This window comes from Nocardia arthritidis NBRC 100137, from assembly GCF_001612765.1.
Classification (GTDB): domain Bacteria; phylum Actinomycetota; class Actinomycetes; order Mycobacteriales; family Mycobacteriaceae; genus Nocardia; species Nocardia arthritidis.
In genome coordinates this window covers 1-25208 of sequence record NZ_BDBB01000015.1, presented here as the reverse complement: position 1 = coordinate 25208, position 25208 = coordinate 1, and the positions used below count along the sequence as shown (strand labels likewise).

The window sequence follows — 25208 nt, the reverse complement described above, 5'->3', positions numbered from 1 at the left end:
CCGATGCGGCGCGGCCCCGATGCACCGGGGCCGCGCCGCTTTCGCCTCAGCGGTTGGCGATGGTATGGATAAGTCCGGCGAGTTCCTTCGGCTTCGACCACATCGGCCAGTGCCCCGTCGGCAGGTCGACATACTCGGCATCGATGCGCGCCAGTTCGGCGAAGATGGCTGCTTCCCCGTTGTCCCGCAGCTTCTCGACCAGACCGGCGGTCATGCTGCTGCAGATCACGGTGGTGGCAACCGCCAGCCGCTCGGCCGAATCGCTCAATCGCAGCGGCGCGGCCGCGACGGACGTGGGCTCCGGCACGGCGCGCTCCCGGAAGCGCGCCAGGGCGGCTTCGTCCAGGCCCGCCAAGCTGCTGCCTCCCGCCTCCAGTTCGGACCATTCCGGCAGCGCCCACTCGCGCGCGGCGATGTCCAGGGCGGAGTTGATGACGAAGCCGTTGGGCAGCGGCGCGCTGTCGACGTAGATCGCCCGGCGGAACAGGGCGGGCGCCCGATCGATGGCGAGATAGGCGGGCGCCGCACCGCCGGAGTGCGCGACGAGCACGACGGTCTCGCCCGCGGGCACCGCGTCGATGATGGCTTGCGCCTGGGATTCCAAGGTGGCCGACAATCGATCGGGATCAGCCGCGTCCAGGCCGGGGAGCGTGAGCGCCATTACCTCGTTGCCGCGCTGCCGCAGATCGGGTGCGACCTCGTCCCACGCCCATGCACCGAGCCAGAATCCGGGAGCGAGCAGAATCCGAGTAGCCATGGGCTCACTGTGCCCTAACCGTTGGGAAATTTCCTAAACATCGTTGTCTCAGTGCGTGATTCGCCCACAATTTCTGCCGCGATTCGGAATTCCGTCGGGCCGGGGCCCGACGGGTATGTCCTCGCCGTATGCCGCCCGCGGTCGGCGGCTCGGCACAGCGCGACACCGGGCGTCCTCGCTCAGCGCCGGGATCGAGCCGCTGGGTGCGCGACGTCCTCGTGCCCCATGGCCGAGCCGGTCAGTAGACCGGGCCGGTGTACTTCTCGCCAGGGCCCTTGCCCGGCTCGTCGGGATGCGCGGAGGACTCACGGAAGGCGCGTTGCAGCGATTGCAACCCTTCGCGAATCGGGCCGGCGTGCGGGCCCAGGTACTCCACCGATGCCGTGACGAGTCCGGCCAGCGCGGTGATCAGGCGGCGCGCCTCGTCCAGGTCGCGGCGCGGGCTGGTGTCCGGGTCCTCGTCCGCCAGCCCGAGCTTCTCCGCCGCCGAGCTCATCAGCATCACCGCGGCGCGGCTGATCACCTCGACCGCGGGGATGTCGGCCAGTTCGCGTACGGAGGCGTCGAGCTCGTCAGTCATGCGTTCAGGCTAGCGACGCCGCGCGCAGCATCCGGAGGTGGCCGATCTCCGTGACGTTTTTCATCAGCTCCGCGTTCACCCAGCCGACCAGGTGCGCGACGGTCAACCCGGCCTCGGCGGGCCACGGATAGGCCGAAGGGCGGTCCAGATGGGTCTCGTCGAGCCCGTCGAGCACGCGCGTCCACTCGCTGTGCAGATCGCGCAGACAGGCGATGGCGGCGGCGCCGTCGCCGGGCCAGTGCACGTCCTCCCGCGCGGGCGGGGTGACACCTTCGGCATGATTGATGGCGGCGCCCCACCACCAGCCGATGTGCCAGGTGAGCCAGCCGATAGTGGGGACGGGCACAGGGGCGGGTTCGGTGTCCGCCCAATCCGGCCGCCATACGCCGTCGGCATCGGGCCGGACCGTCCAGCTGAGTTCGACGGGTTCCCAGAGGAAGTCCTCCGGCGTGAGCGCGTCGAGGTGGATTCCGGCGAGTGACCAGGTCAGGTCGAACTGCCATCGCAGCAGGTCACGGCGTGATGTGAGCACCGGGGGAGCGTGGCATGCGGGACATGGCCGGGCAAGGGATTTTCGGCCCGATTCGGCGATAGCCGAACGGAATGTTAGACTTCCCGGTGACGACCGCCCCGGGCTTGCCCCGGGGCTGATAAGTGGAGCCCGACTCCCACCGTTGCCGACGAATCATCGTACGGCCAACGGTCCGGTCGCCCGCCCCGCGAGGGCGGGTTTCTCGTGCCGAGGTTCTCGTGGAGAACCGGGATACGAGGGTCGGCCCGAGTTCGCTCATGGCCGGCGATCGGTCGACATCGGGCCCCGTCGCGGAATACCGCACCGGGGCCTTCGTGTTGAACAGGGGTTGCAGTTATTGCGCGCGGTCGTCCGACGACACCGCTTGACCTAGGAGGCCCCATCAGCACTGAGACCCGCATCAACGATCGCATCCGTGTTCCCGAGGTCCGGCTCATCGGACCGGGCGGCGAGCAGGTTGGGATCGTGCGTGTTGAAGATGCACTACGCGTCGCCCTCGAAGCCGACCTCGATCTGGTCGAGGTGGCACCGGATGCCCGTCCGCCGGTCTGCAAGATCATGGATTACGGCAAGTTCAAGTACGAGACGGCGCAGAAGGCGCGCGAGTCTCGGAAGAACCAGCAGCAGACGGTGATCAAGGAGCAGAAGCTCCGCCCGAAGATCGACGACCACGACTACGAGACCAAGAAGCGCAACGTCGTTCGCTTCCTCGAGGCCGGGTCCAAGGTCAAGGTCACGATCATGTTCCGGGGACGCGAGCAGTCCCGCCCCGAACTCGGCTTCCGGCTGCTGCAGCGCCTGGCGTCCGACGTCGCCGAGCTCGGATTCGTGGAAACCTCGGCCAAGCAGGACGGTCGCAACATGACCATGGTCCTCGCCCCCCACAAGGGTGCGAAGACCCGGGTGAAGGCGCAGCAGGAGTCGGCCCCGCGGCCGGCGCCCAGCGCCGCCCCGGCCGGTCAGCCCGCTGCGGAGCAGGCCGAGACGGCCGGCCCGTAGTAACACCGATCAGAACACCGGCGGTCCGCCCCGACCGCCGGGACGACAGATAGAGGAATCCATGCCGAAGATGAAGACCCACAGCGGCGCCTCGAAGCGATTCAAGGTGTCCGGTAAAGGCAAGCTGCTGCGCCAGCAGGCGAACCGTCGCCACCTGTTCGAGCACAAGCCCAGCCGCCGGACTCGTCGTCTGGACGGCGTGGAAGTTGTCGCCTCCGCCGACGTCCGTCGCGTGAAGAAGCTGCTCGGTCTCTGATCGCGCCCGCGCAGACCGATAGGCACACCGCGACCGGACCAGCTCCGTCGCCACCCACCGACCCATTTCCGGGCGCTGCCCCGCGCCCCCAGATCGAACAGGACTGACCAGTGGCACGCGTCAAAAGGGCCGTCAACGCTCAGAAGAAGCGCCGTTCCATCCTCGAGGCCTCCAAGGGTTACCGCGGCCAGCGCTCGCGGCTGTACCGCAAGGCCAAGGAGCAGCAGCTGCACTCGCTCACCTACGCCTACCGGGACCGCCGGGCGCGCAAGGGTGACTTCCGCAAGCTGTGGATCGCGCGCATCAACGCCGCCGCGCGGATCAACGACATCACCTACAACCGCTTCATCCAGGGCCTGAAGGCCGCCGGTGTCGAGGTGGACCGCAAGATCCTCGCCGAGCTCGCGGTGTCGGACGCCGAGGCGTTCGCCGGTCTCGTCGCGGTCGCCAAGGCCGCCCTGCCGCAGGACGTCAACGCGCCGGCCGCCTGAGTCGCATCCGTTGGCACACGGACAACTTTCGGAACGACCCGTGGAAGCGCTCAGCGAGCGCAATCCGCGGGTCGTTTCCGCTGTCAAGCTGCAGCGTGGCGCGCAGCGTCGCAAAACGGGCCGATTCCTCGCCGAGGGCGCGAATGCCGTAGCCGCGGCGCTGGAGACCGCGCACGTCCACGAGTTGTTCTACTCAGCGGTAGCGGCCGAACGAGACCACGCGCTGATCGCGGGGGCAGCCGCGGTGGGGGTCCGCACCACGTTGGTCAGCGATCGAGCGGCACAGCATCTCGGGGAAACCGTGACCGCGCCGGGGCTGGTGGCGGTCTGTGACCTGCTCGACGTGCCCTTGGCCCGGATCTTGGACGCTCGACCGCGCATGCTGGCCGTCCCGGTCGAGATGGCCGAGCCCGGGAACGCCGGCACGCTCGTGCGGGTCGCCGACGCGGTCGGCGCCGATGGCGTGGTGCTGGCGGGTGACACGGTCGACCCGCACAACGGAAAGTGCGTGCGGGCCAGCGCGGGCAGCATCTTCCACGTGCCGATCGCGCGGCACCGCGATGTGGCCGAGACGCTGGACGCGATCGCCGCGGCGGGTATCACGATCCTGGCGACGGCGGCGAACGGCGAAGTCGGCCTCGACGACGCCGACGCACTGTTCACCGGCCCGGTGGCCTGGCTGTTCGGCAACGAGGCGCACGGCTTGGACCCGGCGGTGGCGCGCCGAGCCGACCATCGCATCCGCATTCCCATTCGTGGCCGCGCCGAGAGCCTGAACCTGGCGACGGCCGCCGCCATCTGCCTTTACGCGAACTCCCGCGTTCGATACGGTGCTTGATCTCCGGTGCCCAGCCGGCTCTCGCGGCTGTTTTCGTAATTCAGCGTTGCCCGCCAGAGACCGAAGGCCAGATCGTCAATCGCCGTGGGTACTCAGGTTTTCCAGAAGCTCCGTCGCCCATGTCGCGGGAACCGCGTCCGGTCCCGCCACGCGCATCGCGCTCATGACGGTGAGCAGCATTCCGGTGGCGAGAAAGCGCCTCGCTTCCGTTTCCGGTGCACCCGTCAACTCCCGGATCAAGTGGTAGATCTCCCCGAATCGGTCCCTGACCTGGTTGCCGATCTCCGGCTCGATGCTGGCCGCGAACCCGTGCAGCAAGAGCTGGAGCAGCTCGCGTTCGGCGAGGAAGACCGAATAGCCGCCCCCGAGCGCCGCCAAAGCCGCTTCGGGGTCCGCGCCGGGCGCCGCCTCCGCGCGCGCGGCGCGAAAGACCTCCTCGATCCGGTCGCACACGCGGTGCAGGGCGGCGCGGAAAAGATTCTGTTTGGTACCGAACAGCCGGATCACGTACGGCTGTGACACCCCCGCGCGCCGGGCGATCTCGTCGGTCCGGGTGGCGGCGTAACCGGATTCGGCGAACGCGCGGATCGCCGCGCGCAGCACCTGTTCGCCCCGTTCGCTCGCCGTCATCCTGGTCCTGGTCGCCATCGTGCTCCGTGTTCGCTGGTCTGGGCTCGGTCTTGACATGTTATCAGTCGATGCATAACGTTTTCCGGATTAGTTATCAGTCGATTACAACAAGGACTGGACATGACCGAGACCCTTCCACCCGCCGCGGCGCGCGTCGCCGCGCCCGCGGCCACGATCGGTGGTCGCAGGCTCGCCGCCGTACTGGCCGCGGTCGGCATCCCGATGTTCATGGTCACGCTGGACAACCTGGTCGTGACGAACGCACTTCCGGTGATCCGCACCGAACTCGGCGCCTCGCTGGCCGACCTGCAATGGTTCGTGAACGCCTACACGCTGTCGTTCGCCTCGCTGCTGCTCACCGCGTCCGCCCTCGGTGACCGGCTCGGCAGACGCCGGATCTTCCTGCTCGGCATCGCGGTGTTCACGGTGGCCTCCGCGATCTGCGCGCTGGCGACCGGACCGGGCATGCTCATCGCGGCGCGGGCGGTACAGGGCTTCGGCGCGGCGGCGGTGATGCCGCTGTCGCTGACACTGTTGTCGGCGGCGGTGCCGGAGAAGATGCGCAGCGCCGCCATCGGGATCTGGGGCGGGATCGCGGGCCTCGGCGTGGCACTGGGTCCGCTCATCGGCGGCGCGGTCGTCGAGGGGCTGAGCTGGCAGTGGATCTTCTGGGTGAACGTGCCGATCGGCATGCTGGTGCTGCCGTTCGCGCTGCGGGTACTAGGGGAGTCGCACGGCGGCAGCAGGCGGGTCGACCTGCTGGGGCTGCTGCTGTCGGCGGGCGGCGTGCTCGCGGTGGTGTGGGGCGTGATCCACGGCGCCGATGATGGCTGGACGTCTCCCGGCGTGCTGTCTGCGCTGGTCGGCGGCGTTGCGCTGCTCGGCTGCCTGATCGCCTGGGAGCTGCGTACGCCGGAGCCGATGCTGCCGCTGCGGTTGTTCGGCTCCCGCGCCTTCCGGGTGAGCAATGCGACCGGCTTCACCTTCTCGATGGGCGTGTTCGGCTCGATCTTCCTGCTGGCCCAGTACTTCCAGGTCGTGCAGGGCTACGGGCCGCTGCAATCCGGTATCCGCACCATGCCGTGGACGATGGCACCGATGGTCGTCGCTCCGCTGGCGGGTTTGATCGTCGACCGGGTCGGCGCCAGGGCGCTGCTCTCCACCGGGCAGGCGTTGCTGGCCGTCGCGCTGGCCTGGATGGCGGCGGTCACTTCCGTCGACGCGAGTTACCTGTCGTTCGTCGGTCCGTTCCTGCTCGGCGGCATCGGCATGGGCCTGACCTTCGCGCCGAGCGCCACCGTGGTGATGGCCGCGGCGGCGGAGGAGGACCGCGCGATAGCGTCGGGAACCAACAACACCCTGCGGGAAGTCGGGGTGGCCATGGGCGTCGCGGTGCTGGCGTCGGTCTTCGCCGCTCAGGGCTCCTACGAGGATCCGCAGAGCTACGTCGACGGATTGGTGCCTGCGGTGTGGGTCGGCGCCGCGATCGTCGCGGTCGGCGCGGTGGTGTCGCGGTGGCTGCCCGCCCGCATCGCCGTCGCGCGCTGACCGCCGCGGGTGCGCGGCCCGCGTGGCTACCACACGGCTCGCGCGGCGTCGCGGGTAATCCGGGTGAATCCGCCATAGCGCATCGAATACGATTGCGACCAGCAGCAATGCGGGCAGGCGGCAGCCGTGCCCGTGAACCGATCCCCAGGGGAGAGACGGAGCATCGTGGCCGACGACATCGACGCAGGCGAGCAGAACGCGGCGCTGACCGAGGAGGCACTGGCCGCGGCAGCGGCGGCCGCCGAGAAGGCGTTCGCCGCTGCCGCCGACCTGGATGCGCTCGCGGTCGCGAAAACCGAGCACCTCGGCGGAAAGGCGCCGCTGGCCCTGGCGCAGCGTGCGCTGGGCAGCCTGCCCAAGTCGGAGAAAGCCGACGCGGGCAAGCGGGTCAACGTCGCCAGGTCCCGGGTGTCGGAGGCGTTCGAGGCGCGCCGCGTCACCTTGCTGGCCGAGCGCGACGCCGCCGTGCTGGTCGCCGAGGCCATCGACGTGACGCTGCCCGCGGGCCGCGCGGCCGTGGGCGCCCGGCACCCGATCACCGTCATCTCCGAGCAGATCGCCGATGTGTTCGTCGCGATGGGCTGGGAGGTCGCCGAAGGTCCCGAGGTGGAGACCGAGCACTTCAACTTCGACGCGCTGAACTTCCTGCCCGACCATCCGGCCCGCACCATGCAGGACACCTTCCACATCGCGCCGGAGGGCTCGCGGCAGGTGCTGCGCACGCACACTTCTCCGGTGCAGGTGCGCTCGATGCTGGAACGCGACCTGCCGATCTATGTGGTCTGCCCGGGCCGCACCTTCCGCACCGATGAGCTCGACGCCACGCACACTCCGGTGTTCTCGCAGGTCGAGGGCCTGGCGGTGGACAAGGGCCTGACCATGGCGCATCTGCGCGGCACGCTGGACGCGTTCGCCAGGGCACTGTTCGGCCCGGAGACCCGCACTCGCATGCGCCCGAACTACTTCCCGTTCACCGAGCCCTCGGCCGAGGTCGACGTGTGGTTCCCGGACAAGAAGGGCGGCGCGGGCTGGGTCGAGTGGGGCGGCTGCGGCATGGTGAACCCGAAGGTGCTGATCGCCAGCGGGATCGATCCCGAGGTGTACAGCGGGTTCGCGTTCGGCATGGGCCTGGAGCGGACGCTGCAGTTCCGCAACGGCATCCCGGACATGCGCGACATCGTCGAGGGCGACGTGCGTTTCACGCTGCCCTTCGGTATCCGGTCCTGACCTCACCCTTCGATCGAGAGAGCGAAACGTCAAGTGCGAGTAGCGCAGTCCTGGCTGACCGACATCATCCAGCGCACCAACCCGGAGTGGTCGGTGACGCCGGAGGAGCTCGACGCGGGATTCGTCCGGGTCGGACTGGAAGTCGAAGAGGTCGACAAGCTCCAGCGGGTCGCCGGCCCGGAGGACGGCGAGCCGCCGCTGGTGGTCGGCCGGGTCGCCGAGATCACCGAGCTGACCGAGTTCAAGAAGCCGATCCGCTTCTGCAAGGTGGACATCGGCAAGCCAGATCTGCAGGAGATCATCTGCGGCGCGCGGAATTTCGAGGTCGGTGACCTGGTCGTCGCGGTGCTGCCCGGCGGCGAGCTGCCCGGCGGCTTCCGGATCACCTCGCGCAAGACCTACGGCCACGTCTCCAACGGAATGATCTGCTCGGTCGCCGAACTCGGTATCGGCAAGGACCATTCCGGCATCCTGGTGCTGGAACCGGGCACCGCCGAGCCGGGCACCGACGCCAACGCGCTGCTCGGTTTGGACGACACCGTCATCGAACTGAACATCACCCCCGACCGCGGCTACTGCTTCTCGGTGCGGGGTCTCGCGCGGGAGCTGGCCTGCGGCTTCGATCTCGAATACGCCGACCCGGCGGTGCGTACCCTGCCCGACCACGAGCAGGAAGCCTGGTCGATCCGGGTCGAGCCGGACTCCCGGTGCACCCGTTTCGCGGCCCGCCGGGTCACCGGCATCGACCCGAAGGCGGTCAGCCCTTGGTGGTTGCAGCGCAGGCTGCTGCTGTCGGGCGTGCGCCCGATCTCGCCGGCGGTGGACGTCACCAACTACGTGATGCTGGAGCTGGGGCAGCCGCTGCACGCCTTCGACGCGGCCAAGGTGTCGGGCGGCTTGGTGGTCCGCGCCGCGAACAAGGGCGAGACGCTGCGCACCTTGGACGAGGTGGAGCGCACGCTCGACGCCGAGGACGTGGTGATCGCCGACGATTCGGGTGTCGTCTCGCTGGCGGGCGTGATGGGCGGCGCGAGCACCGAGGTCGGCGCGCAGAGCACCGACATCCTGCTCGAGGCGGCCACCTGGAACCCGTTGCTGGTCTACCGGACCGCGCGCAGGCACAAGCTGGTGTCCGAGGCGGGCAAGCGGTACGAGCGGGTCGTCGATCCGGAGATCAACGTCGCCGCGCTGGACCGCGCGGCCACCCTGCTCGCCGAAATCGCGGGTGGCACCGTCGAACCCGTGCTGACGGATTTCCGGGCCCCGATCCCGGCACCCGAGCCCATCCGGATGGACATCGACCTGGCCGACCGCGTCGCGGGCGTCACCTACCCCACCGGAACCTCCGCGCGCCGCTTGGCCCAGATCGGCTGCACCGTGGAGGTCGCCGTCAGCGAGGCCGGGCACGGCCAACTGGTGGTGACCCCGCCCAGCTGGCGGCCCGACCTGGCCCAGCCCGCCGACCTGGTGGAAGAGGTGCTGCGGCTGGAAGGCCTCGAGCAGATTCCGTCCGTGCTGCCCACCGCACCGGCCGGGCGGGGACTCACGCCGACCCAGCGCCGCCGCCGCGCCGTCAGCCGCGCACTGGCGTTCGCGGGCGCCGTGGAGGTTCTGCCGCCGGTGTTCCTGGCCGCCGGGGTGTTCGACACCTGGGGCCTGGATGCCGACGACCCGCGCCGCGCCACCACCAGGGTGCTCAATCCACTCGACGTGGAGCGTGCCGAACTGGCCACCACCCTGCTGCCCGGCCTGCTCGAAGTGGCCGTCCGCAACATCTCGCGGGGTGCGCGTGATCTGGCGATCTATGGCATCGCGCAGGTCGTGCGGCCCGGGGCGAACATCAGGGCGGTCGACCCGCTGCCGGTGGACCGGCGCCCCACCGACGCCGAGATCGCCGAGCTGCTCGACTCGCTGCCCGAGCAGCCGGTGCACGTGGCCGCCGTCCTGACCGGCCGTCGCGAGCCGCGCGGGCCGTGGGGTCCGGGTCGTGCCGTCGAGGCCGCCGACGCGTTCGCACTGGCCGACGCCGTCGCCGACGCGGCCGGTGTGACCATCGAGCGCAGGGCGGCGGCCCAGCTGCCCTGGCATCCCGGTCGCTGCGCCGAGCTGGTGGTCGACGGAACGGTCGTCGGCTACGCGGGTGAACTGCACCCGGCCGTGCTGGAACGTTCGGGTCTGCCGCCGCGCACGTGTGCCGTCGAACTCGACCTCGACGCGTTGCCGCTGCGGGAAGCGCGTCCGGTTCCCACGGTGTCGCCGTTCCCCGCGGTGCTGCAGGACGTCTCGGTGAGCGTCGAGAAGACGATTCCGGCGGCGACCGTACAGGCCGCGCTGCGCGCCGGCGGCGGGGAGCTGCTAGAGGACATCGCGCTGTTCGACGTGTACGAAGGCGCTCAGGCGGGCGAGGGACGCAAGTCGCTCACCTATGCCCTGCGTTTCCGCGCCGCCGACCGGACCCTCACCGAAGACGAGGCCAGTGCGGCGCGCGACGCGGCCGTCGCGGCGGCGGCCGACGCCGTGGGCGCGGTGCTGCGAGGCTGACGCGGTGCGGCACCCGGCCCGTCCGATCCTCAACGCGCTGACCTACCTGCCGGAGCGGACGGTGCTGCAGACCCCGGCAGTGCTCGGCATGGAGTACGCCGAGCTGTTCCTGCCCACCTCGGACGGGGAGATCGTGGACGCGTGGTGGATGCCCGCACGGAACTCGGTCGGGCACATCCTCTTCGCGCACGGCAACGCGGGCAACCTCGGCGACCGGGTGCCGATCTACGCGTTGCTCACCGAGGCCGGTTTCGACGTGCTGGCCTTCGATTACCGCGGGTACGGGCGCAGCACCGGCAAACCGACCGAGCACGGCACCTACCTGGACGCGCACGCCGCGCACCGGGCGCTGCTCGCGCAACCGGGTGTCGATCCGAATCGTGTGCTGTACCTGGGCAAGTCCCTCGGCGGCGGCGTCGTGCTCGAGCTGGCGCAGCACCATCCGCCTGCGGGGGTGATGCTGATGTCCACCTTCAGCGGTCTGCGCGACGCGGCTCGTTCGGTGTATCCGTTCCTGCCCGCGCCCCTGGTGCCGAACGCCTATCCGAACGAACGCCGCATTCGCACGCTGCGCGCTCCGGTGCTGATCATGCACGGCGACCAGGACGAGCTACTGCCGCTGCGGCACGCGCACCGTCTCTACGCCGCCGCGCCGGAGCCGAAACGGCTCGTCGTGTTTCCCGGGGCCGGGCACAACGATCTGATCGTCGTCGGCGGCTCGGCGTGGTACGACCTCGTGCGCGACTGGGCGGGCGCACTCGTCCGGTCGTGAACCACGTGCGGCGCGATCGTGGCTGCGTAGCCTGGCGGTATGAGTGACAACAGCGATATCGCGAGCCGGTTGGGCGGGCTGTCCGACGCGGAACTGGCAGGTGTCCTGCTGGTCGCCACGGCGGGCCGTCCCGGATTCGCGGCGGTCCACGCCGCGTTGCTGGGGCTGGTGGAGACGGGGGATACCGGTACCGCCGGGGATGTGACTCCTACCACCCCGGCCGGCGGCACCGCGCTGCCAGGGCAGGGGTCGGAGGTATCCGGCCAGGTAGGCGGCGGTTCCGCGGTACCGGCGGTACCGGTACCGCCGCCGGGTATGCCCGGCACCGCCCCGAGCGGCGGATATTCGGTCTCCGGTGTTCCTACTTTCGAGTCAGTTCGCGATAAGGTCGAGCAGCGCTACGGCACCGCGCAGGGGATGGGCGAACTCGACCGGCAGACTCCAGCGGGCCGCAGCGCGGACGAACAATGGCAGGCACGCGAGAAGGCCGCGCGTGAGCGACTGGACCGGATCCGGGAATCGTTGCACGGCAACGACGCCGAGCCGCACCAGTCGTGAACCGGGCCGGGCACGCCGGATGAAGGATGATGGGTGGAATTCGATGAGCGAGCCGCGTGAGATCGCCGAACGGCTACTGGACGCCCAGGTGGAATTCCTGCTCGCCGAGGTCACCGGCGAGCGCTTCGCGGAGGTGATCGCGCGCGACACCGAGGCGGTCCTCGGAGTCGCCGACACGATCGTCTTCCGGGACGTCGTCGAGGTCGAGCAGGCCAAGCAGACCGTCCGCACCATCGTCGAGCTGATCGGCGGCAGTCCTGTGTTCGCCGACATGGTCGGTGTGTTCGCCGACTCCATCTACGACCACATCGCAACCAACAACGACTACACCCTCGGCGAGGTGGTCGAGCGCGAGCCGGTCGAGGCGCTGCTGGAGAAGATCTTCGGCATGCACCAGGCACAGGAGCGCATCCTGGACCGGCTCACCGAGAGCCCGCTGGTCGCCACCGTCGCGTCGAAATTCGTGGACAAGCTGATCAACGACTTCATGCAGGCCAACCGCGAGCGCGCCGAGAAGATCCCGGGCGTCTCCTCGCTGATGTCGCTGGGCCAGTCCGCGGCCAATCGCGCCAAGAAGGCCGCCGACGGCACGTTCGTCGGCGACCTGGCGGGCAAGGGCGCGCTGTTCGCCCTCAAGCGCACCAACAACGCCATCCGCGAGATGCTGCGCGACGCGCCGGTGCACGCCGCCGCGATGGAGTTCTGGGATCTGCACGCCGACGAACCGGTCAGCGGTCTGCGCGAATACCTCAGCCGCAAGGACCTCAACGAACTGGTGCTGCTGTGCTACGAAATCGCCGTCACCACCCGCGAGAAGGAGTACTTCGGCCTGCTGCTGGACGAGTGCGTGGAGGTGTTCTTCACCAAATACGGCGATTACACCCTGGCGGCCATGCTGCCCGAACTCGGTCTCACCGGTGACGATATCGCCGCGGAGATCCTGCGGTACGGACCGGCGGTCATCGAGAGCGCGAAGCGGGAAGGCGTTCTGGCCGGATTGATCCGTGAACGCCTCGCGCCCTTCTACGCCTCCGACGAGGTACTTCGCATCCTCGCGGGGTGAGGCTGCGCTATTTCGGCAGCGCCGGGACGATCGATTCGCCGACGGTCGTAAGGCGATCGCAGGGGTTCTGGTCCGCGGCCCGGTTGACCAGCGTCAGTTGCAGCAACCCCTGCCGAGCCGGGAAGAGCACGTCGCACATCTGGTCCTTGGCGGCGTCGTCCACGCGGAACTGGCGGCCGGGCCGTCCGGCGATGGTGACGTCCTGGAAGTCGACATTGCCGGGCTTGCGTTCGAATTCGGCCACGGACGCGCCGTTGGAGAACACGCCGAGGGTGAAGTCGGCGCCCTTCCATCCGCAGATCTCCCAGCCCGGCTGCTCGACCCCGCCCACACCGACCTGCTTGCTCGCGGGATCGAGCCCGGCGCTGGTCAGCGCGGCGTCGGGGATGCCGGTGCAGGGATCGAACAGCTGGGTGGCCGTGCTCGCGGCCTGCGTGGTGGTCGTCGCCGGTGACCCGCTGGACTCGTCGCCGCAGGCGGCCGCTCCGAGCACTACTGCTATTGCCAAGGGAATCAACGTAATTCGGTGCGCCATCCAGCCCTCTTGCCCTCCGGGTATATCGCGCCGGACTGTATCAGAGTCGCGCCGCGAGGTTTCGGGGCGGGCGAGGGCGGGTACATGGTTGCTCGTGCGTCGGTGCCGGCGGCCGCATTCCATCGCCGAACATCGGTAGCGCGCCGGAAGTCCGGATCGGGACGCCGAGTCGTCGTCAGCGACCCGGCCGACCGATCCGCGACCGTGCGCGCCGCCGACCGGTGCGCCGCCGCTGCCATCGAGAGGAGCAGGGAGCTTGTCCGGGTATTCCGACACGCGAACGCCGACCATGCCGTCTTCGGTGAAAATCGTGGTCGGCGGTGGTCACGGCGTCGGGAAGACGACGTTCATCGGGGCCGTCTCCGAAATCGAGCCGCTGGTAGCCGCGGCGGCGGCCGAGATCCCCCTCGGCGCGGACGATCCGGAGAGCTGGGCAGACGACCCGCGGCCCGGTGTCGCCCTCGACGTCGGGCGCATCACCCTGGACAGCTCACTGCTGCTGTACCTGTTCGGCACGCCTGCCGAGGACGGTCTCGTCTTCCTGTGGGAGGAGTTGGTCGACGGAGCGCTCGGCGCCGTGATCGTGGTCGACACCGGCCGCGTCGAGGATTGTCAACCTGTGCTGGACTACTGCGCCGAACGCGGTACGCCCTTCGTCGTCGCGGTCAACCGCGTCGACGGCGGTGACCACCTCGATGTCCGTGCGGTTCGCTCGGCGCTCGGGCTCGCACACTGGATCCCGGTTCTGGACTGCGATGCCAGGCAGCGTGATTCGGTCAAGAAGGTGCTGGTCACCCTGGCCGAACAGGTCGTGTCGCACCGCGCGGATCACCTCACCGCCCGGACCGCGGGCTGAGCGCGGCGCGGGTGCTCGCCACGAGCGCGGCATCCGCCGAGAGTGTGAACCCGCCGCCGATGAATTCTTCGCGTGCCCGTCGTCTGTACTCTTGCCCAGCCCTGACGAAGACAAGGAGCACCATCATGAGCAACAGCGCGGATCTGGCCCTCACCCACATCGGCGTCCTGGTCGGCGACCAGGACAAGGCCCTGGAGTTCTACCGCGACGTGATCGGCCTCGAGGTGCGGGCGGACATGCCGTTCGCCGGTGGGCGCTGGGTGACCGTCGGCCCGGCGAAGCAACCGGGCATCGAGTTCATTCTGGAAACCCCCGAGATGGTGCCCGACGAGGCGGCCGGCGCGGCGGCGCGGGCGCGACTGGCCGGCGGCGCGCAGGGCACGTTGATCTTCACCACCGATGCCGTGGACGCCACCTTCGCCCGGCTGCGCGACGCAGGCGTCGAGGTGACGCAAGAGCCGATCTCGCAGCCGTACGGCGTACGCGACTGCGGGTTCCGCGACCCGTGGGGCAACTACCTGCGCTTCTCCGAACTCCTGGGCTGAGCCGCGGGTGGCCGGTGTGGGCCGCGTCGCATATCCCCGCGGCCCGGAGGGCAATACTGTCTGATCATGGGCGAATCGATGAGCGAGACCGAACAGGACGCCATCCGGCCGCTGCGCGACGACATCCGTTTCCTCGGCGGCGTACTCGGCGACACCATTCGCGACCACGAGGGTCCGGAGGTTTTCGACCTCATCGAGCGGGTGCGCATCGAGGCGTTCCGGGTGCGCCGCGAGGAGGTCGAGCGCAGCGCCGTCGCGGAGATGCTCGACGGTGTCGACATCGCGGTCGCCCTCCCGCTCATCCGCGCGTTCAGCTACTTCGTGCTGCTGGCCAATCTGGCCGAGGACATCCAACGCGACCGCCGCCGCGCCGCGCACGAGGCGGCGGGCGAACCGCCACAGGACTCGTCGCTGGCGGCCACCTACCGCAAACTGGACGCGGCGGCGCTCGACGGAGCCCGGGTCGCGGATCTGCTGGCCGACGCGCTGGTGTCGCCGGTGATCACCGCGCACCCGACCGAAACGCGCCGCCGCACCGTGTTCGACGCGCAGGCCAGGATCACCGAGTTGATGCGCCTGCGCTTGCGCTACGCCGAGAACGAGCGTGAGCGAGCCGACCTCGAACTGCGGATCCGCCGTCAGGTACTGAGCCTGTGGCGCACCGGGCTGATCCGCCTGGCCCGCTTGCGCATCCAGGACGAGATCTCGGTGGGTCTGCGCTACTACGACCTCACCCTGTTCGACGTGATCCCGGCGATCAACGCCGAAGTGCGCGCCGCGCTGCGCTCGCGCTGGCCGGGCGTCGAGCTGCTGCCGCGCCCGATGCTGCGTCCCGGCTCGTGGATCGGCGGCGACCGCGACGGGAACCCGTACGTCACCGCCGAGGTCGTGCGTCAGGCCGCGTTCCGCGCCGCGGGCGTCGCGTTCGAGCGCTACCTGCGCGAGCTGGTGGAACTGGAGAAGACGCTGTCGCTGTCGGCGCGGCTGATCACCGTGACGCCCGAGGTCGCCGCGCTGGCCGAGACCGGATACCCCGATCCGGCGGCGCATGCCGACGAGCCGTATCGCCGTGCGCTGCACCATGTCCGGGCCCGGTTGACCGCCACCGCGCTGGCCGCGCTCGGCGAGGTTCCCCCGAACGGCCTGGATGCCGGTGCGCGACCCTATCCGACTCCGCAGACGGTGCTGGACGACCTGGACGCGATAGACGCCTCGCTGCGGGGCAGCGGCGACGGCTTGCTCGCCGATGATCGCCTCGCCGCGTTGCGCCACGCCATCGAAACCTTCGGCTTCCACCTGCAGAGTCTGGACCTGAGGCAGAACTCCGAAGTGCACGAGCAGGTCGTCGCCGAACTGCTGGCCTGGGCGGGGGTCCACTCCGACTACGCGAGCCTGCCGGAGGCGCGCCGGGTGGAACTGCTGGCCGCCGAGCTGCGCACTCGCCGCCCGCTGCTGGGCCCGCACGCACGGCTGACCGAGTCGGCCGCCAAGGAGCTCGACATCGTGCGCGCCGCGCGGGATGTGGTGGACACGCTCGGCGCGGCGGCGGTGCCGAACTACATCATCAGCATGTGCACATCGGTCAGCGATCTGCTCGAGGCCGCCCTGCTGCTGAAGGAAGGCGGGCTGCTCGACCCGGGGGAGCCGGACGGGCCGCCGAGCTGCCCGGTGGGCATCGTCCCGCTGTTCGAGACCATCGAGGACCTGGGCGCCGGGGCGGCGACACTGTCCGCGGCGCTGGAAGTCGCGGTCTATCGCGACCTGGTCGCCGCGCAAGGCATGCGCCAAGAGGTGATGCTCGGCTATTCCGACTCCAACAAGGACGGCGGATACCTCGCGGCGAACTGGGCGCTGTACCGGGCCGAGCTGGATCTGATCGAGGTCGCCCGCAAAACCGGCATCCGGCTGCGGCTGTTCCACGGCCGCGGCGGCACGGTAGGCCGCGGCGGTGGTCGCAGCTACGACGCGATCCTCGCCCAGCCTGCGGGGGCGGTGCGCGGCTCGCTGCGGCTCACCGAGCAGGGCGAGGTGATCGCCGCGAAATACGCCGAACCCGGTAGCGCGCACCGCAATCTGGAATCGCTGATCGCGGGCACCCTGGAATCGACCCTGCTGGACGTGGAGGGCCTCGGCGCCGACGCCGAGCCGTCCTACGGGATCATGGACGACCTCGCGGCCCGCGCCCGCGCCGCGTACGCGCGGCTGGTGCACGAGACCCCGGGATTCGTCGAGTACTTCCGGCAGTCCACGCCGGTCGCCGAGGTGGGCGACCTGAACATCGGCAGCAGGCCCGCCTCGCGCAAGCCGACGAATTCGGTCGCGGACCTGCGGGCCATCCCGTGGGTGATGTCCTGGAGTCAGGCGCGGGTGATGCTGCCGGGCTGGTACGGCACCGGCGCCGCCCTGGAGGAGTGGATCGGCGGCGACCCGCAACGCCTGGCCACCTTGGCGGACCTGTACCGGCGCTGGCCGTTCTTCCGTACGGTGCTGTCCAACCTGGCTCAGGTGATGGCCAAGAGCGATCTCGACATCGCCGCGCGCTACGCCGACCTCGTGGACGACGTGGCGTTGCGCGAGCAGATCTTCGGCATGATCCGCGACGAACACGCCAGGACCGTCCGCATGCACGCCGCGATCACCGGCAACGATCACCTGCTGGCCGACAACCCATCGCTGGCCGAATCCATCCACAACCGGTTCCCCTACCTGGAACCGCTCAATCAGATGCAGGTGGAGTTGCTGCGCCGGCTGCGCGCCGGGGACGATTCCGAACTGGTGAAACGCGGCATCCTGCTGACCATGAACGGCCTGGCCACCGCGCTGCGCAACTCGGGCTGAGCCGCCGAGGGGCCCGGCCGGGAAGGAATGTCGTGTCGATCGATGAAGCCGCCGTCGAGGCGCTCGCGGACCGCCGGATCGGTCCCGAGCACAAGGGCATGCCACCCGAGTCATGGGGGCTGAGCGTGCGCGAATTCCGCACCGGCGCTGTGCCGCTCGACTCGCTGGAGACGCCGGTGCTCACCGTCGACCGCGCGTCCTTGCGGACGAATATCGCCGTCATGGCCGACTGGGTGCGCGCGGCCGGTGTGCGGTTGGCGCCGCACGGGAAGACCACGATGGCGCCGCAGGTGTGGGCCGACCAGTTGGCCGCGGGCTCGTGGGGCATCACACTGGCCACGATCTGGCAGACCCAGGTGGCCCGATCGTTCGGCGTCGCGCGGGTGCTGCTGGCCAACGCGCTGGTCGATCCGGTCGGATTGCGCTGGGTCGCGGCGGAATCGGCGCGCGACCAATCCTTCGAGTTCGTCTGCTGGGCCGACAGCGTCGAGACAGTCGCGCTGATGGACGCGCACCTGCGCACCGCCCCGGAGTCGGCGCGGATCCGGGTGCTGGTGGAACTCGGCGGCCCGCACGGCCGAACCGGTGCGCGCACGGTGGAGCAGGCGCATGCTGTTGCGAGGGCGATCGGCGCGGCGTCCCGGCTGACGCTCGCCGGCGTCGGTGGTTACGAGGGCGCGCTCGCGCACGACCGCACCGCGAGCGGCGTTCGCGCGGTGCGTGACTACCTCGGCGAACTCGCCCGCCTGCACCGGGAACTCCTCGCCGCGGGGCGGTACCGCGGTCCGGCCGTTGTCACCGCCGGTGGCAGCGCCTATCCGGAGCTGGCGCTCGAGTACCTCGCCCCGCTGTCCGACGAGCAGGGCGGGCAGGGCGTCGCGACGACGGTCGTCCTGCGCTCGGGTGCGTACGTCATCCACGACGACGGCTTCTACGCGAGCATGTCGCCGCTGGCGGCTCCCGGGTGCGCGCGGCCGCTGCGCTCGGCGATGCACGGCTGGGCGCGCACCCTTTCGCGCCCGGAGCCGGGGCTCGCCTTGCTGGACGCGGGCAAACGCGATCTGCCCTTCGACGAGGGGCTGCCGATTCCGCAACGAGTCGCGGGACTTCCGGGCGGTGCGCTGGACGCGGGCGCGACGGTCTCCGCGCTCAACGACCAGCACGCCTACCTCCGGCTGCCGGTCGGCGCCGCGGAGTTGCCCATCGGGTCGGTCGTGCGGCTCGGGCTGTCGCATCCGTGCACCGCCTTCGACAAATGGCGACTGATCCCGGTGATCGACGACGCCGACGCCCAGACGCCCCGGGTGGTCGATCTGCTGCACACGTTCTTCTAGGGGCCGACGCGAGTTCCCCGGTAGCCGAGAAGCTTCGACCACAGCGATGCCGGGCGCTCGCGCCACGGCTCGGCTCTGCGTTCACCGATCATCCACCCGTCACTACATCTGTAGTATCGTTGCGATAGCTGCTCGTCGAGCGGTTCGGAGAAAGGGGAAGCGATGGCCGAGGCGCTCATCGTGGGCGGTGGCATCGGTGGCCTGGCGACCGCGGTGGCCTTCTTGCGGCGAGGCCGCCGCGTCGAAGTGCTCGAGCGGGCCGCCGAGATCACCGAAGTCGGCGCTGGACTGTCGCTGTGGCCCAACGCGATTCGTGCCCTCGACGCCCTCGGCTTGGGCGAGGAGGTGCGAGCACGGGCCGTCGAGCATGGGGCGGCGGGCATTCGTGATCACGCCGGACGGTGGCTGACCAGGATGGACGCCGAGGCGATCCGGGCTCGGTACGGCAGCCCGGTCATGCTGCACCGCGCCGACCTGGTGCACATCCTGCGCTCCGCGATACCGGCGGCGGCGCTGCGCACCGGCGTCACCGTGGCCGAGGCCGGAGTCGACGGCACGGTGGTGCACTCGGCCGGAACCTCCAGCGCGGACATCGTCGTCGGCGCGGACGGCATTCGCAGCGTCGTGCGTCGCGCCGTCTGCGGTGAGATCCGCCCCCGCTACGCCGGTTACACGGCGTGGCGGGTGGTCGTCACACCGCGTGAGCCGGTGCCGGAGATGGGCGAAAGCTGGGGGCGCGGTGAGCGTTTCGGGTACGTTCCGCTCGCGGACGGCCGTGTCTACTGCTTCGCCACCGCTAACATGCCCGCGGGGAAAGCGGGCGGCGGGGTGGACGAGTTGCGCGCCCGGTTCGGCGGATGGCACGACCCGATCCCCGCTCTGCTCGCCGCGGCCGGGGACGCCGAGGTGCTGAAGCACGACCTCTACGACCTGCCCACGCCGAAAAGCTTCGTGGCAGGCCGGATCGCGCTCGTGGGAGACGCGGCGCACGCCATGGTGCCCACCCTCGGGCAAGGCGCCTGCCAGGCGCTGGAGGACGCCGTGGTACTGGCCCGGGTGGCCGACAGCGGCGGTGACCTGACCGATTACGACCGCGAACGCAGGCCGCGCACTCGGATGATCGCCACGCGCTCACGCCTGATCGGCGCGGTGGCGCAACTGTCGTCCGCGCCCGTCGTCGCGATCCGCGACGCCTTGATGCGGGCGGTCCCCGACTCGGTGCAACTCGGATCGCTCGGTGCCGTGTTGGATTGGCGCGGCTAGCCGGTGCGCTCGCTACGGAAGTCGCGCACGGCGCGTACGCAGCGGGCGGCCTGGGCGCGGAGCGCCTCGACGAGTTCCGGTGGGCCGTCGAGCAGGGTGAAGTCGAGATCGACCGAGGTGATCATCCACACCAGCTGCTCCGGGGACTCGCTGCCGACGTGCAGGCGGCAGCTGTGCTCGTCGACGGCTTCCAAGACGCCGGTTCCCGGCCACACGCGGTCGGCGGCGTCATCGGCAGAGCGGTGCAACAGCACCGTCGCCTGATGCGGCCAGGCGCGGGCCGACAGCCGCATCGAAAGATACGCCGCGACATCGCCTTGCGGCGGCTCGCGGGGTGCGCAGCGGGGGCCGGTCGGAGTCCGCGGGGTGATCCGGTCCACTCGGAAGGTGCGCCAGTCGGTGCGGTCGACGTCCCAGGCGACCAGGTACCAGTGCCTGCTGAAGTGCACGAGGGTGTGCGGCTCGACGGTGCGCAGGCCGAGCGCTCCATTGCGCGCGCGATAGTCGAACCGCAGCCGTTCGTGGCGCTGACACGCCTCGGCGATGGCCATGAGCGTGTCCGGATGGACCTCGGGCACCGGTGCCGCGACGCGCAGGGTGGCGCCGCGCAGCGTGCGGACCCGGTGGCGCAACCGGGGCGGCAGTACCTGCTCCAGCTTGCTCAGTGCGCGCAGCGACGCCTCCTCGAGTCCGGTCACGCTGCCACCGGCGGCGCTGCGCAGCCCGACCGCCACCGCGACCGCTTCGTCGTCGTCCAGCAGCAGCGGCGGCAATGCGGCGCCCGCGCCGAGCCGGTATCCAGCGGCGCCCCGGGTGGCATGCACCGGGTAGCCGAGTTCGCGCAGCCGATCGATGTCACGGCGCACGGTTCGACCGGTGACGCCGAGCCGTGCGGCCAGTTCGGCGCCGGTCCAGTCGGGACGGGTCTGCAACAGAGTCAGCAGGGCGAGCAGGCGAGCCGACGTTTCCAGCATCACACCAGAATGCCGAAAAGATAGGAACGATCCCGTCCTAAGCGCTTCCTATCGTGGCCGACATGACAACCGAACCGGACATTCGCCCCTTCCGCATCGACATCCCCCAGGAGAAGATCGACCACCTGCACCGGCGACTCGCCGAGACGGTATGGCCGAGTGACCTGCCCGGCGCGGGATGGGACAAGGGCATGCGGGTGTCCTACCTGCGGCCGCTGGCCGAGTACTGGCGTACCGAATTCGACTGGCGCGCAGTGGAAGCGACGCTGAACGAGCTGCCGCAGTTCGTCACCGCGATCGACGGGCAGCAGGTGCACTTCCTGCACGTGCGCTCGCCGGAGCCGGATGCGCTGCCGCTGGTGCTCGGTCACGGCTGGCCCGCGTCGTTCGTCGAGTTCCTGGACGTGCTCGGCCCGCTGAGCGATCCGCGCGCCCACGGCGGCGACCCCGCCGACGCGTTCCACCTGGTCGTTCCCTCGCTGCCGGGGTTCGCGTTCTCCGAGGTGTCCCCGGATCCGGGTGCGGGCTCCACCGAGCGGTTCGCGGAGGTGGTCGCGGCACTCATGGCGCGCCTGGGCTACGACCGCTACGGCGTGCAGGGCGGCGACGCCGGGTACTTCATCGCCGCACAGCTGGGCCATATCGCTCGGGAACACGTCGCGGGCCTGCATGTCAACGGTCCGATCACGATTCCCTCCTGGGACAGCGGCGACGGCGAATCGTGGGGGACGGCGGCGTCCGCTCCGGCCGAGTGGTCCCCGGAGGAGTCGGAGGCCGAGTACAGCACGGAGGACCAGGCGAGGCTGGCCACGCTGACCGGCCCGGAGAGCTACGCCCGCTACGACTACGCGACCGTGCAGGCCAACCGCCCGCAGACGCTGGCGATCGGCCTCCAGGACTCGCCTGCCGGGCTGCTGTCCTGGATCGCCGACCTGTTCCGGCAGTACACCAACCCGGCGATCGAATTGCCGGACGACGCGGTGGGCCGGGACGCGCTGCTGACCAACGTCAGCCTGTACTGGTTCACCGGAACATTCGCCTCCTCGGTGCGGCTCTACAGCGAATCCGCGGCCTGGGGCGCGCCGGTGGTGAAGTCCGATGTGCCGACCGCGGCGGCGATTTTTCCCGGCGACATGTCCGTTCGCAAGCTCGCCGAGGATGCGCACAACATCGTCCGGTGGACCGAGTTCGACCGCGGCGGGCATTTCGCGGCGATGGAGGCGCCGGACCTGCTGATCGCGGACGTGCGCGAATTCTTCCGCACCTTGCGCCGACCGATGTCTCGCGGGTAGCGGTGCGGTCACGCCGGCCCGTCGTGAGCTGAGCGAATCCGCCCGGGGCACGGACGGCTGCGCCGGGGAGCCGCCCGTGCCCCGCGACCGGGGCCGGTGCGCGGCCGAGACCTGGTGGGCGGGGTGGTCTAACTCCCGCGGTAGCGCGCGTGCATGGCGGCGGCTGTCGCCGCGAGCCGGGCACGCAGGTGCGGCGGCTCCAGCACTTCGGCGAATTCGCCGAGCGGGAGAAGGCCGTGCGCGAGCACCTCGTAGGACTCCGACGGCACGACCACCTCCACCCACCCCTCGGCGTCGGGCTGCCCTGCGGACGCCAGCGCCTCGGCGAACGCGGCGGGGTCGTTCATCAACCGCAAAAGGCGCAGATGCGTGGCGGCGATCCGGCAACGGGCTCGCACGCGCAACATCGAACGCGCGAAATCGTCGGCGGCCTCGGCCCAGTGCGCGCGCAAGTCGAATTCCGCGGGGCGGACGAAGGTTTCGCCGGTCGGCTCGGCGTCGCGGATTCGGCCCACTCGATAGGAGCGCGGCGACGTCTCCCCACGGGCGACCAGATACCAGGTGCCTGCCTTGAGCACCAGGCCGAGCGGGTCGAGCACGCGTTCGACCACCTTGTCCTTGCGGTCGTAGCGCACGCGCAGCCTACGATCGTGCCAGAGCGCTTCGGCGATCGTGGCGAGCGTCGGCGTCTGGTCCGGCCGGTGGAACCAGCCCGGCGCGTCGACGTACACCCGCTCGGCGATGCGCGTCGCGCGGCCGCGCAGTTCCGGCGGCAGCGCGGCGAGCACTTTCAGTTGCGCGGTGGCCAAGACGGTGCCGAGCCCGAGATCGGCGGCGGCGCCGGGCAACCCGGTCAACAGCACCGCGTCGGCCTCGTCGGTGGTTAGTCCGGTCAGCCGCGTCCGGTAGCCGTCCACCAGTCGGACGCCGCCCCCGCGCCCCGGTTCGCTGTACACCGGGACCCCAGCGGCCGAGAGTGCCTCGACGTCGCGATAGACGGTGCGCACCGACACTTCCAGCTCCCTGGCGAGTTCGGGCGCGGTCACCCTGCCTCGCGTCTGCAACAGCAAAAGCAGTTGCACAAGTCGACTCGCCCGCATGCGAGCGAGACTAGCCGGGGAAACCTGACAGCAGTTGGCAAGTATTCGCCGTACCGTCCTCGCCATGACCTCTTGGAGCCGATTCATCGAAGAAGCGCCGCACGTCGCCGAGATCTTCCTGCGCAGGCACCGCGCCGCGGGCAATCTCTGCATGCTCGGCACGCTTCGTTCCGACGGATACCCGCGGATCAGCCCGGTCGAGCCGCGAATCTTCGAGGAATTCCTCGTGCTCGCGGGGATGCCGGGCACGACCAAGTTCCGCGATCTGGCTCGGGATCCGCGCTTCTGCCTGCACACCGCGACCGTGGACACGAATGTGTCCGACGGCGACGCCAAACTCTTCGGGACCGTCGTCGACCTTCCCGACCGGGACGTGCACGCCCGCTTCGCCCAGCACCTGTTCGACGCGACCGGTTTCGACGTCCGCGGCCGGGAGTTCGACCACTTCTACGTCGCCGATCTCACCGGGGCGTCGACGGTGGAGGTCGCCGGGAACCGCCTCGACATCACCATCTGGAAGCCCGGCGAAGGCGAGCGCGTGGTGCACAAGCACTGAGCCGGCGGCTCGGCGCGACGACCTCACTCCCGCGCCGTCAGCTGGGCGGCGATCGGGCTCGGAACCGGGATACCGCGGCGGTGCAGGTCGGTGAGGAATCGGCGGACGAGGGGATCGCCCGGGGTGGAGGTGAGGCAGACGACCTCGCGCATCAGTGGCGGCCGCAAGCTGCGGACGGCGCCGGGGAACGTCGCGGTCAGCGCGCTGGTGGGCACGAGGGCGGTGCCGAGACCGGCGGCGGCCAGCTGGGCGGCGGTGGTGGCGTGACGGGTCCTGGTCGCCGCGGTCAGCGCCACTCCTCGGCCTGCGGCGACTTCGTCGAGCCAGGCGCTGAGGCCGTGGTCGGGGTGGTAGTGCACCACCGGGCGTTCGGCGATGTCCGCCAGTGTCATCGCCGCGGGGGGATTCCCGGCGTCGTCCGGCAAGGCCGCGACGATCTCCTCGGTTCCGATCACGACGAGGTGGCCCTCCCAGCGTGACGGCCTCGGCCCGAGAGCGAGATCGGCCGTGCCGATGGCCACCATCTCGGCCATGGCGTCGGCGCTGGACAACTCGGACAGGGTGAGGCGCACCTCTGGACGACGGCGATGCCAGACGCGCAATACGGGCGCGAGCAGGCTCGCGGACATGCTGTCCGCACACGCGATGCGCAACTGCCCGGTCGCGCCCGCGGCGACGGCGCGGCCGCCCGCGACCACCCGTTCGGCGGCAGCCACCGCGGCGCGTGCGTCCGCGGCGATCGCACGGCCCGCGGCCGTCGCCCGTACCCCACGCGGGAGCCGCTCGAACACCGGCGTGCCGAGTTCGCGCTCCAGCGCGGCGATCTGATGCGACAGCGCGGGTTGCGACAGATGCAGTCGCGCGGCGGCTTCGGTCACCGACCCGGAGTCCAGCACGGCGATCAGGCACTCCAGCGCGCGCAGCGTAGGCATTCGGAAATTCTATGGCAAAGCACGAAACTATCGATCTCACGACGGGATGACGGGTGGTCGCCCAGCTCGTTCCTCTCGGTGGGGGACAGCACACCACCTACCGAGAGGCACACTCATGACAGGCACGTTGGACGGCAAGAAGCTCGTCATCGTCGGCGGTGGATCGGGCATCGCCCGACAGATCGCCCGAG

At 70.2% G+C, this 25208-nt stretch carries 25 protein-coding genes; 17 read left to right on the top strand and 8 right to left on the bottom strand.

The features are described from left to right. Window positions 1-46 precede the first annotated feature (46 nt). The 3 genes from NA8_RS12110 to NA8_RS12100 form a co-directional block, all read right to left on the bottom strand. A complete protein-coding gene (locus NA8_RS12110; RefSeq protein ID WP_063050490.1) occupies window positions 47-757 on the bottom strand; it encodes an alpha/beta fold hydrolase in 711 nt (236 codons plus the stop codon). Window positions 758-995: 238 nt separating this feature from the next. Beyond that, window positions 996-1337 carry a DUF1844 domain-containing protein gene (locus NA8_RS12105; RefSeq protein ID WP_063050489.1) on the bottom strand — a complete coding sequence of 114 codons (342 nt, stop codon included), beginning with the start codon at window positions 1335-1337 and terminating at the stop codon, window positions 996-998. Between the two features lie 4 nt (window positions 1338-1341). Continuing rightward, entirely contained in the window at window positions 1342-1869 is a 528-nt protein-coding gene (locus tag NA8_RS12100) for a DinB family protein (protein ID WP_063050488.1), read from the bottom strand. A gap of 336 nt (window positions 1870-2205) precedes the next feature. On the opposite strand from NA8_RS12100, the gene infC reads away from it, so the two are divergent. From infC to NA8_RS12080, 4 genes are all read left to right on the top strand, one after another. Further along, window positions 2206-2868 carry a translation initiation factor IF-3 gene (gene infC / locus NA8_RS12095; RefSeq protein WP_084466723.1) on the top strand — a complete coding sequence of 221 codons (663 nt, stop codon included), beginning with the start codon at window positions 2206-2208 and terminating at the stop codon, window positions 2866-2868. Window positions 2869-2929: 61 nt separating this feature from the next. Further along, entirely contained in the window at window positions 2930-3124 is a 195-nt protein-coding gene (rpmI, locus tag NA8_RS12090) for a 50S ribosomal protein L35 (protein ID WP_039797322.1), read from the top strand. A gap of 110 nt (window positions 3125-3234) precedes the next feature. After that, window positions 3235-3615 (top strand): 50S ribosomal protein L20, encoded by a 381-nt coding sequence (gene rplT / locus NA8_RS12085; protein WP_039797323.1) that lies wholly within the window; start codon window positions 3235-3237, stop codon window positions 3613-3615. Window positions 3616-3655: 40 nt separating this feature from the next. Beyond that, window positions 3656-4453, top strand: coding sequence for a TrmH family RNA methyltransferase (locus NA8_RS12080; protein WP_063050486.1), 798 nt, complete (start codon window positions 3656-3658; stop codon window positions 4451-4453). A gap of 75 nt (window positions 4454-4528) precedes the next feature. Here the strand turns inward: NA8_RS12080 and NA8_RS12075 are convergent, their stop codons facing one another. Further along, window positions 4529-5056, bottom strand: coding sequence for a TetR/AcrR family transcriptional regulator (locus NA8_RS12075; protein WP_245663790.1), 528 nt, complete (start codon window positions 5054-5056; stop codon window positions 4529-4531). A 147-nt stretch (window positions 5057-5203) separates the two neighbouring features. Here NA8_RS12075 and NA8_RS12070 point away from each other — a divergent pair, with 147 nt between their 5' ends. The 6 genes from NA8_RS12070 (at window position 5204) to NA8_RS12045 (ending at window position 12792) form a co-directional block, all read left to right on the top strand. Continuing rightward, window positions 5204-6631: an MFS transporter gene (locus tag NA8_RS12070; RefSeq protein ID WP_063050484.1), complete on the top strand. Its 1428-nt coding sequence runs from the start codon at window positions 5204-5206 to the stop codon at window positions 6629-6631. A gap of 165 nt (window positions 6632-6796) precedes the next feature. After that, complete coding sequence (gene pheS / locus NA8_RS12065) at window positions 6797-7858, top strand: phenylalanine--tRNA ligase subunit alpha (RefSeq protein ID WP_063050483.1); 1062 nt, start codon at window positions 6797-6799, stop codon at window positions 7856-7858. A gap of 33 nt (window positions 7859-7891) precedes the next feature. Continuing rightward, a complete protein-coding gene (pheT, locus tag NA8_RS12060) occupies window positions 7892-10399 on the top strand; it encodes a phenylalanine--tRNA ligase subunit beta (protein WP_063050482.1) in 2508 nt (835 codons plus the stop codon). A 4-nt stretch (window positions 10400-10403) separates the two neighbouring features. After that, a complete protein-coding gene (locus tag NA8_RS12055; protein WP_063050586.1) occupies window positions 10404-11171 on the top strand; it encodes an alpha/beta hydrolase in 768 nt (255 codons plus the stop codon). A 39-nt stretch (window positions 11172-11210) separates the two neighbouring features. Further along, window positions 11211-11729 (top strand): PspA/IM30 family protein, encoded by a 519-nt coding sequence (locus tag NA8_RS32650; RefSeq protein ID WP_084466721.1) that lies wholly within the window; start codon window positions 11211-11213, stop codon window positions 11727-11729. Between the two features lie 43 nt (window positions 11730-11772). Further along, the gene (locus tag NA8_RS12045) at window positions 11773-12792 is read left to right on the top strand and encodes a hypothetical protein (protein WP_063050481.1); all 1020 of its coding nucleotides are present in this window, start codon (window positions 11773-11775) and stop codon (window positions 12790-12792) included. 7 nt (window positions 12793-12799) lie between these two features. Here NA8_RS12045 and NA8_RS34340 read toward each other — a convergent pair whose 3' ends face one another. Continuing rightward, complete coding sequence (locus NA8_RS34340; protein ID WP_169810494.1) at window positions 12800-13300, bottom strand: DUF3558 domain-containing protein; 501 nt, start codon at window positions 13298-13300, stop codon at window positions 12800-12802. Window positions 13301-13583: 283 nt separating this feature from the next. Between NA8_RS34340 and NA8_RS12035 the strand changes: the two genes are divergently transcribed. From NA8_RS12035 to NA8_RS12015, 5 genes are all read left to right on the top strand, one after another. Further along, the gene (locus NA8_RS12035) at window positions 13584-14183 is read left to right on the top strand and encodes a GTP-binding protein (RefSeq protein WP_245663789.1); all 600 of its coding nucleotides are present in this window, start codon (window positions 13584-13586) and stop codon (window positions 14181-14183) included. Between the two features lie 125 nt (window positions 14184-14308). Further along, window positions 14309-14728, top strand: coding sequence for a VOC family protein (locus tag NA8_RS12030; RefSeq protein ID WP_063050478.1), 420 nt, complete (start codon window positions 14309-14311; stop codon window positions 14726-14728). 66 nt (window positions 14729-14794) lie between these two features. After that, window positions 14795-17566, top strand: a complete 2772-nt coding sequence (gene ppc, locus NA8_RS12025; protein ID WP_439957379.1) for a phosphoenolpyruvate carboxylase — start codon at window positions 14795-14797, stop codon at window positions 17564-17566. A 38-nt stretch (window positions 17567-17604) separates the two neighbouring features. Then, complete coding sequence (locus tag NA8_RS12020; RefSeq protein WP_439957383.1) at window positions 17605-18900, top strand: type III PLP-dependent enzyme domain-containing protein; 1296 nt, start codon at window positions 17605-17607, stop codon at window positions 18898-18900. A 162-nt stretch (window positions 18901-19062) separates the two neighbouring features. Next, complete coding sequence (locus NA8_RS12015) at window positions 19063-20163, top strand: FAD-dependent monooxygenase (protein WP_063050476.1); 1101 nt, start codon at window positions 19063-19065, stop codon at window positions 20161-20163. On the opposite strand, the gene NA8_RS12010 is transcribed toward NA8_RS12015, so the two are convergent. After that, window positions 20160-21137 carry a helix-turn-helix transcriptional regulator gene (locus NA8_RS12010; RefSeq protein ID WP_063050475.1) on the bottom strand — a complete coding sequence of 326 codons (978 nt, stop codon included), beginning with the start codon at window positions 21135-21137 and terminating at the stop codon, window positions 20160-20162. The genes NA8_RS12015 and NA8_RS12010 overlap by 4 nt on opposite strands. Before the next feature lie 62 nt (window positions 21138-21199). On the opposite strand from NA8_RS12010, the gene NA8_RS12005 reads away from it, so the two are divergent. Beyond that, complete coding sequence (locus NA8_RS12005) at window positions 21200-22429, top strand: epoxide hydrolase family protein (RefSeq protein WP_063050583.1); 1230 nt, start codon at window positions 21200-21202, stop codon at window positions 22427-22429. A 128-nt stretch (window positions 22430-22557) separates the two neighbouring features. Here the strand turns inward: NA8_RS12005 and NA8_RS12000 are convergent, their stop codons facing one another. Beyond that, window positions 22558-23529: a helix-turn-helix transcriptional regulator gene (locus NA8_RS12000; RefSeq protein WP_063050474.1), complete on the bottom strand. Its 972-nt coding sequence runs from the start codon at window positions 23527-23529 to the stop codon at window positions 22558-22560. Window positions 23530-23593: 64 nt separating this feature from the next. Here NA8_RS12000 and NA8_RS11995 point away from each other — a divergent pair, with 64 nt between their 5' ends. Then, the gene (locus NA8_RS11995; protein WP_063050473.1) at window positions 23594-24085 is read left to right on the top strand and encodes a pyridoxamine 5'-phosphate oxidase family protein; all 492 of its coding nucleotides are present in this window, start codon (window positions 23594-23596) and stop codon (window positions 24083-24085) included. Between the two features lie 23 nt (window positions 24086-24108). On the opposite strand, the gene NA8_RS11990 is transcribed toward NA8_RS11995, so the two are convergent. After that, on the bottom strand, window positions 24109-25017 hold the full coding sequence (locus NA8_RS11990; protein ID WP_063050472.1) for a LysR family transcriptional regulator: 909 nt from the start codon (window positions 25015-25017) through the stop codon (window positions 24109-24111). Between the last annotated feature and the right edge of the window lie 191 nt (window positions 25018-25208).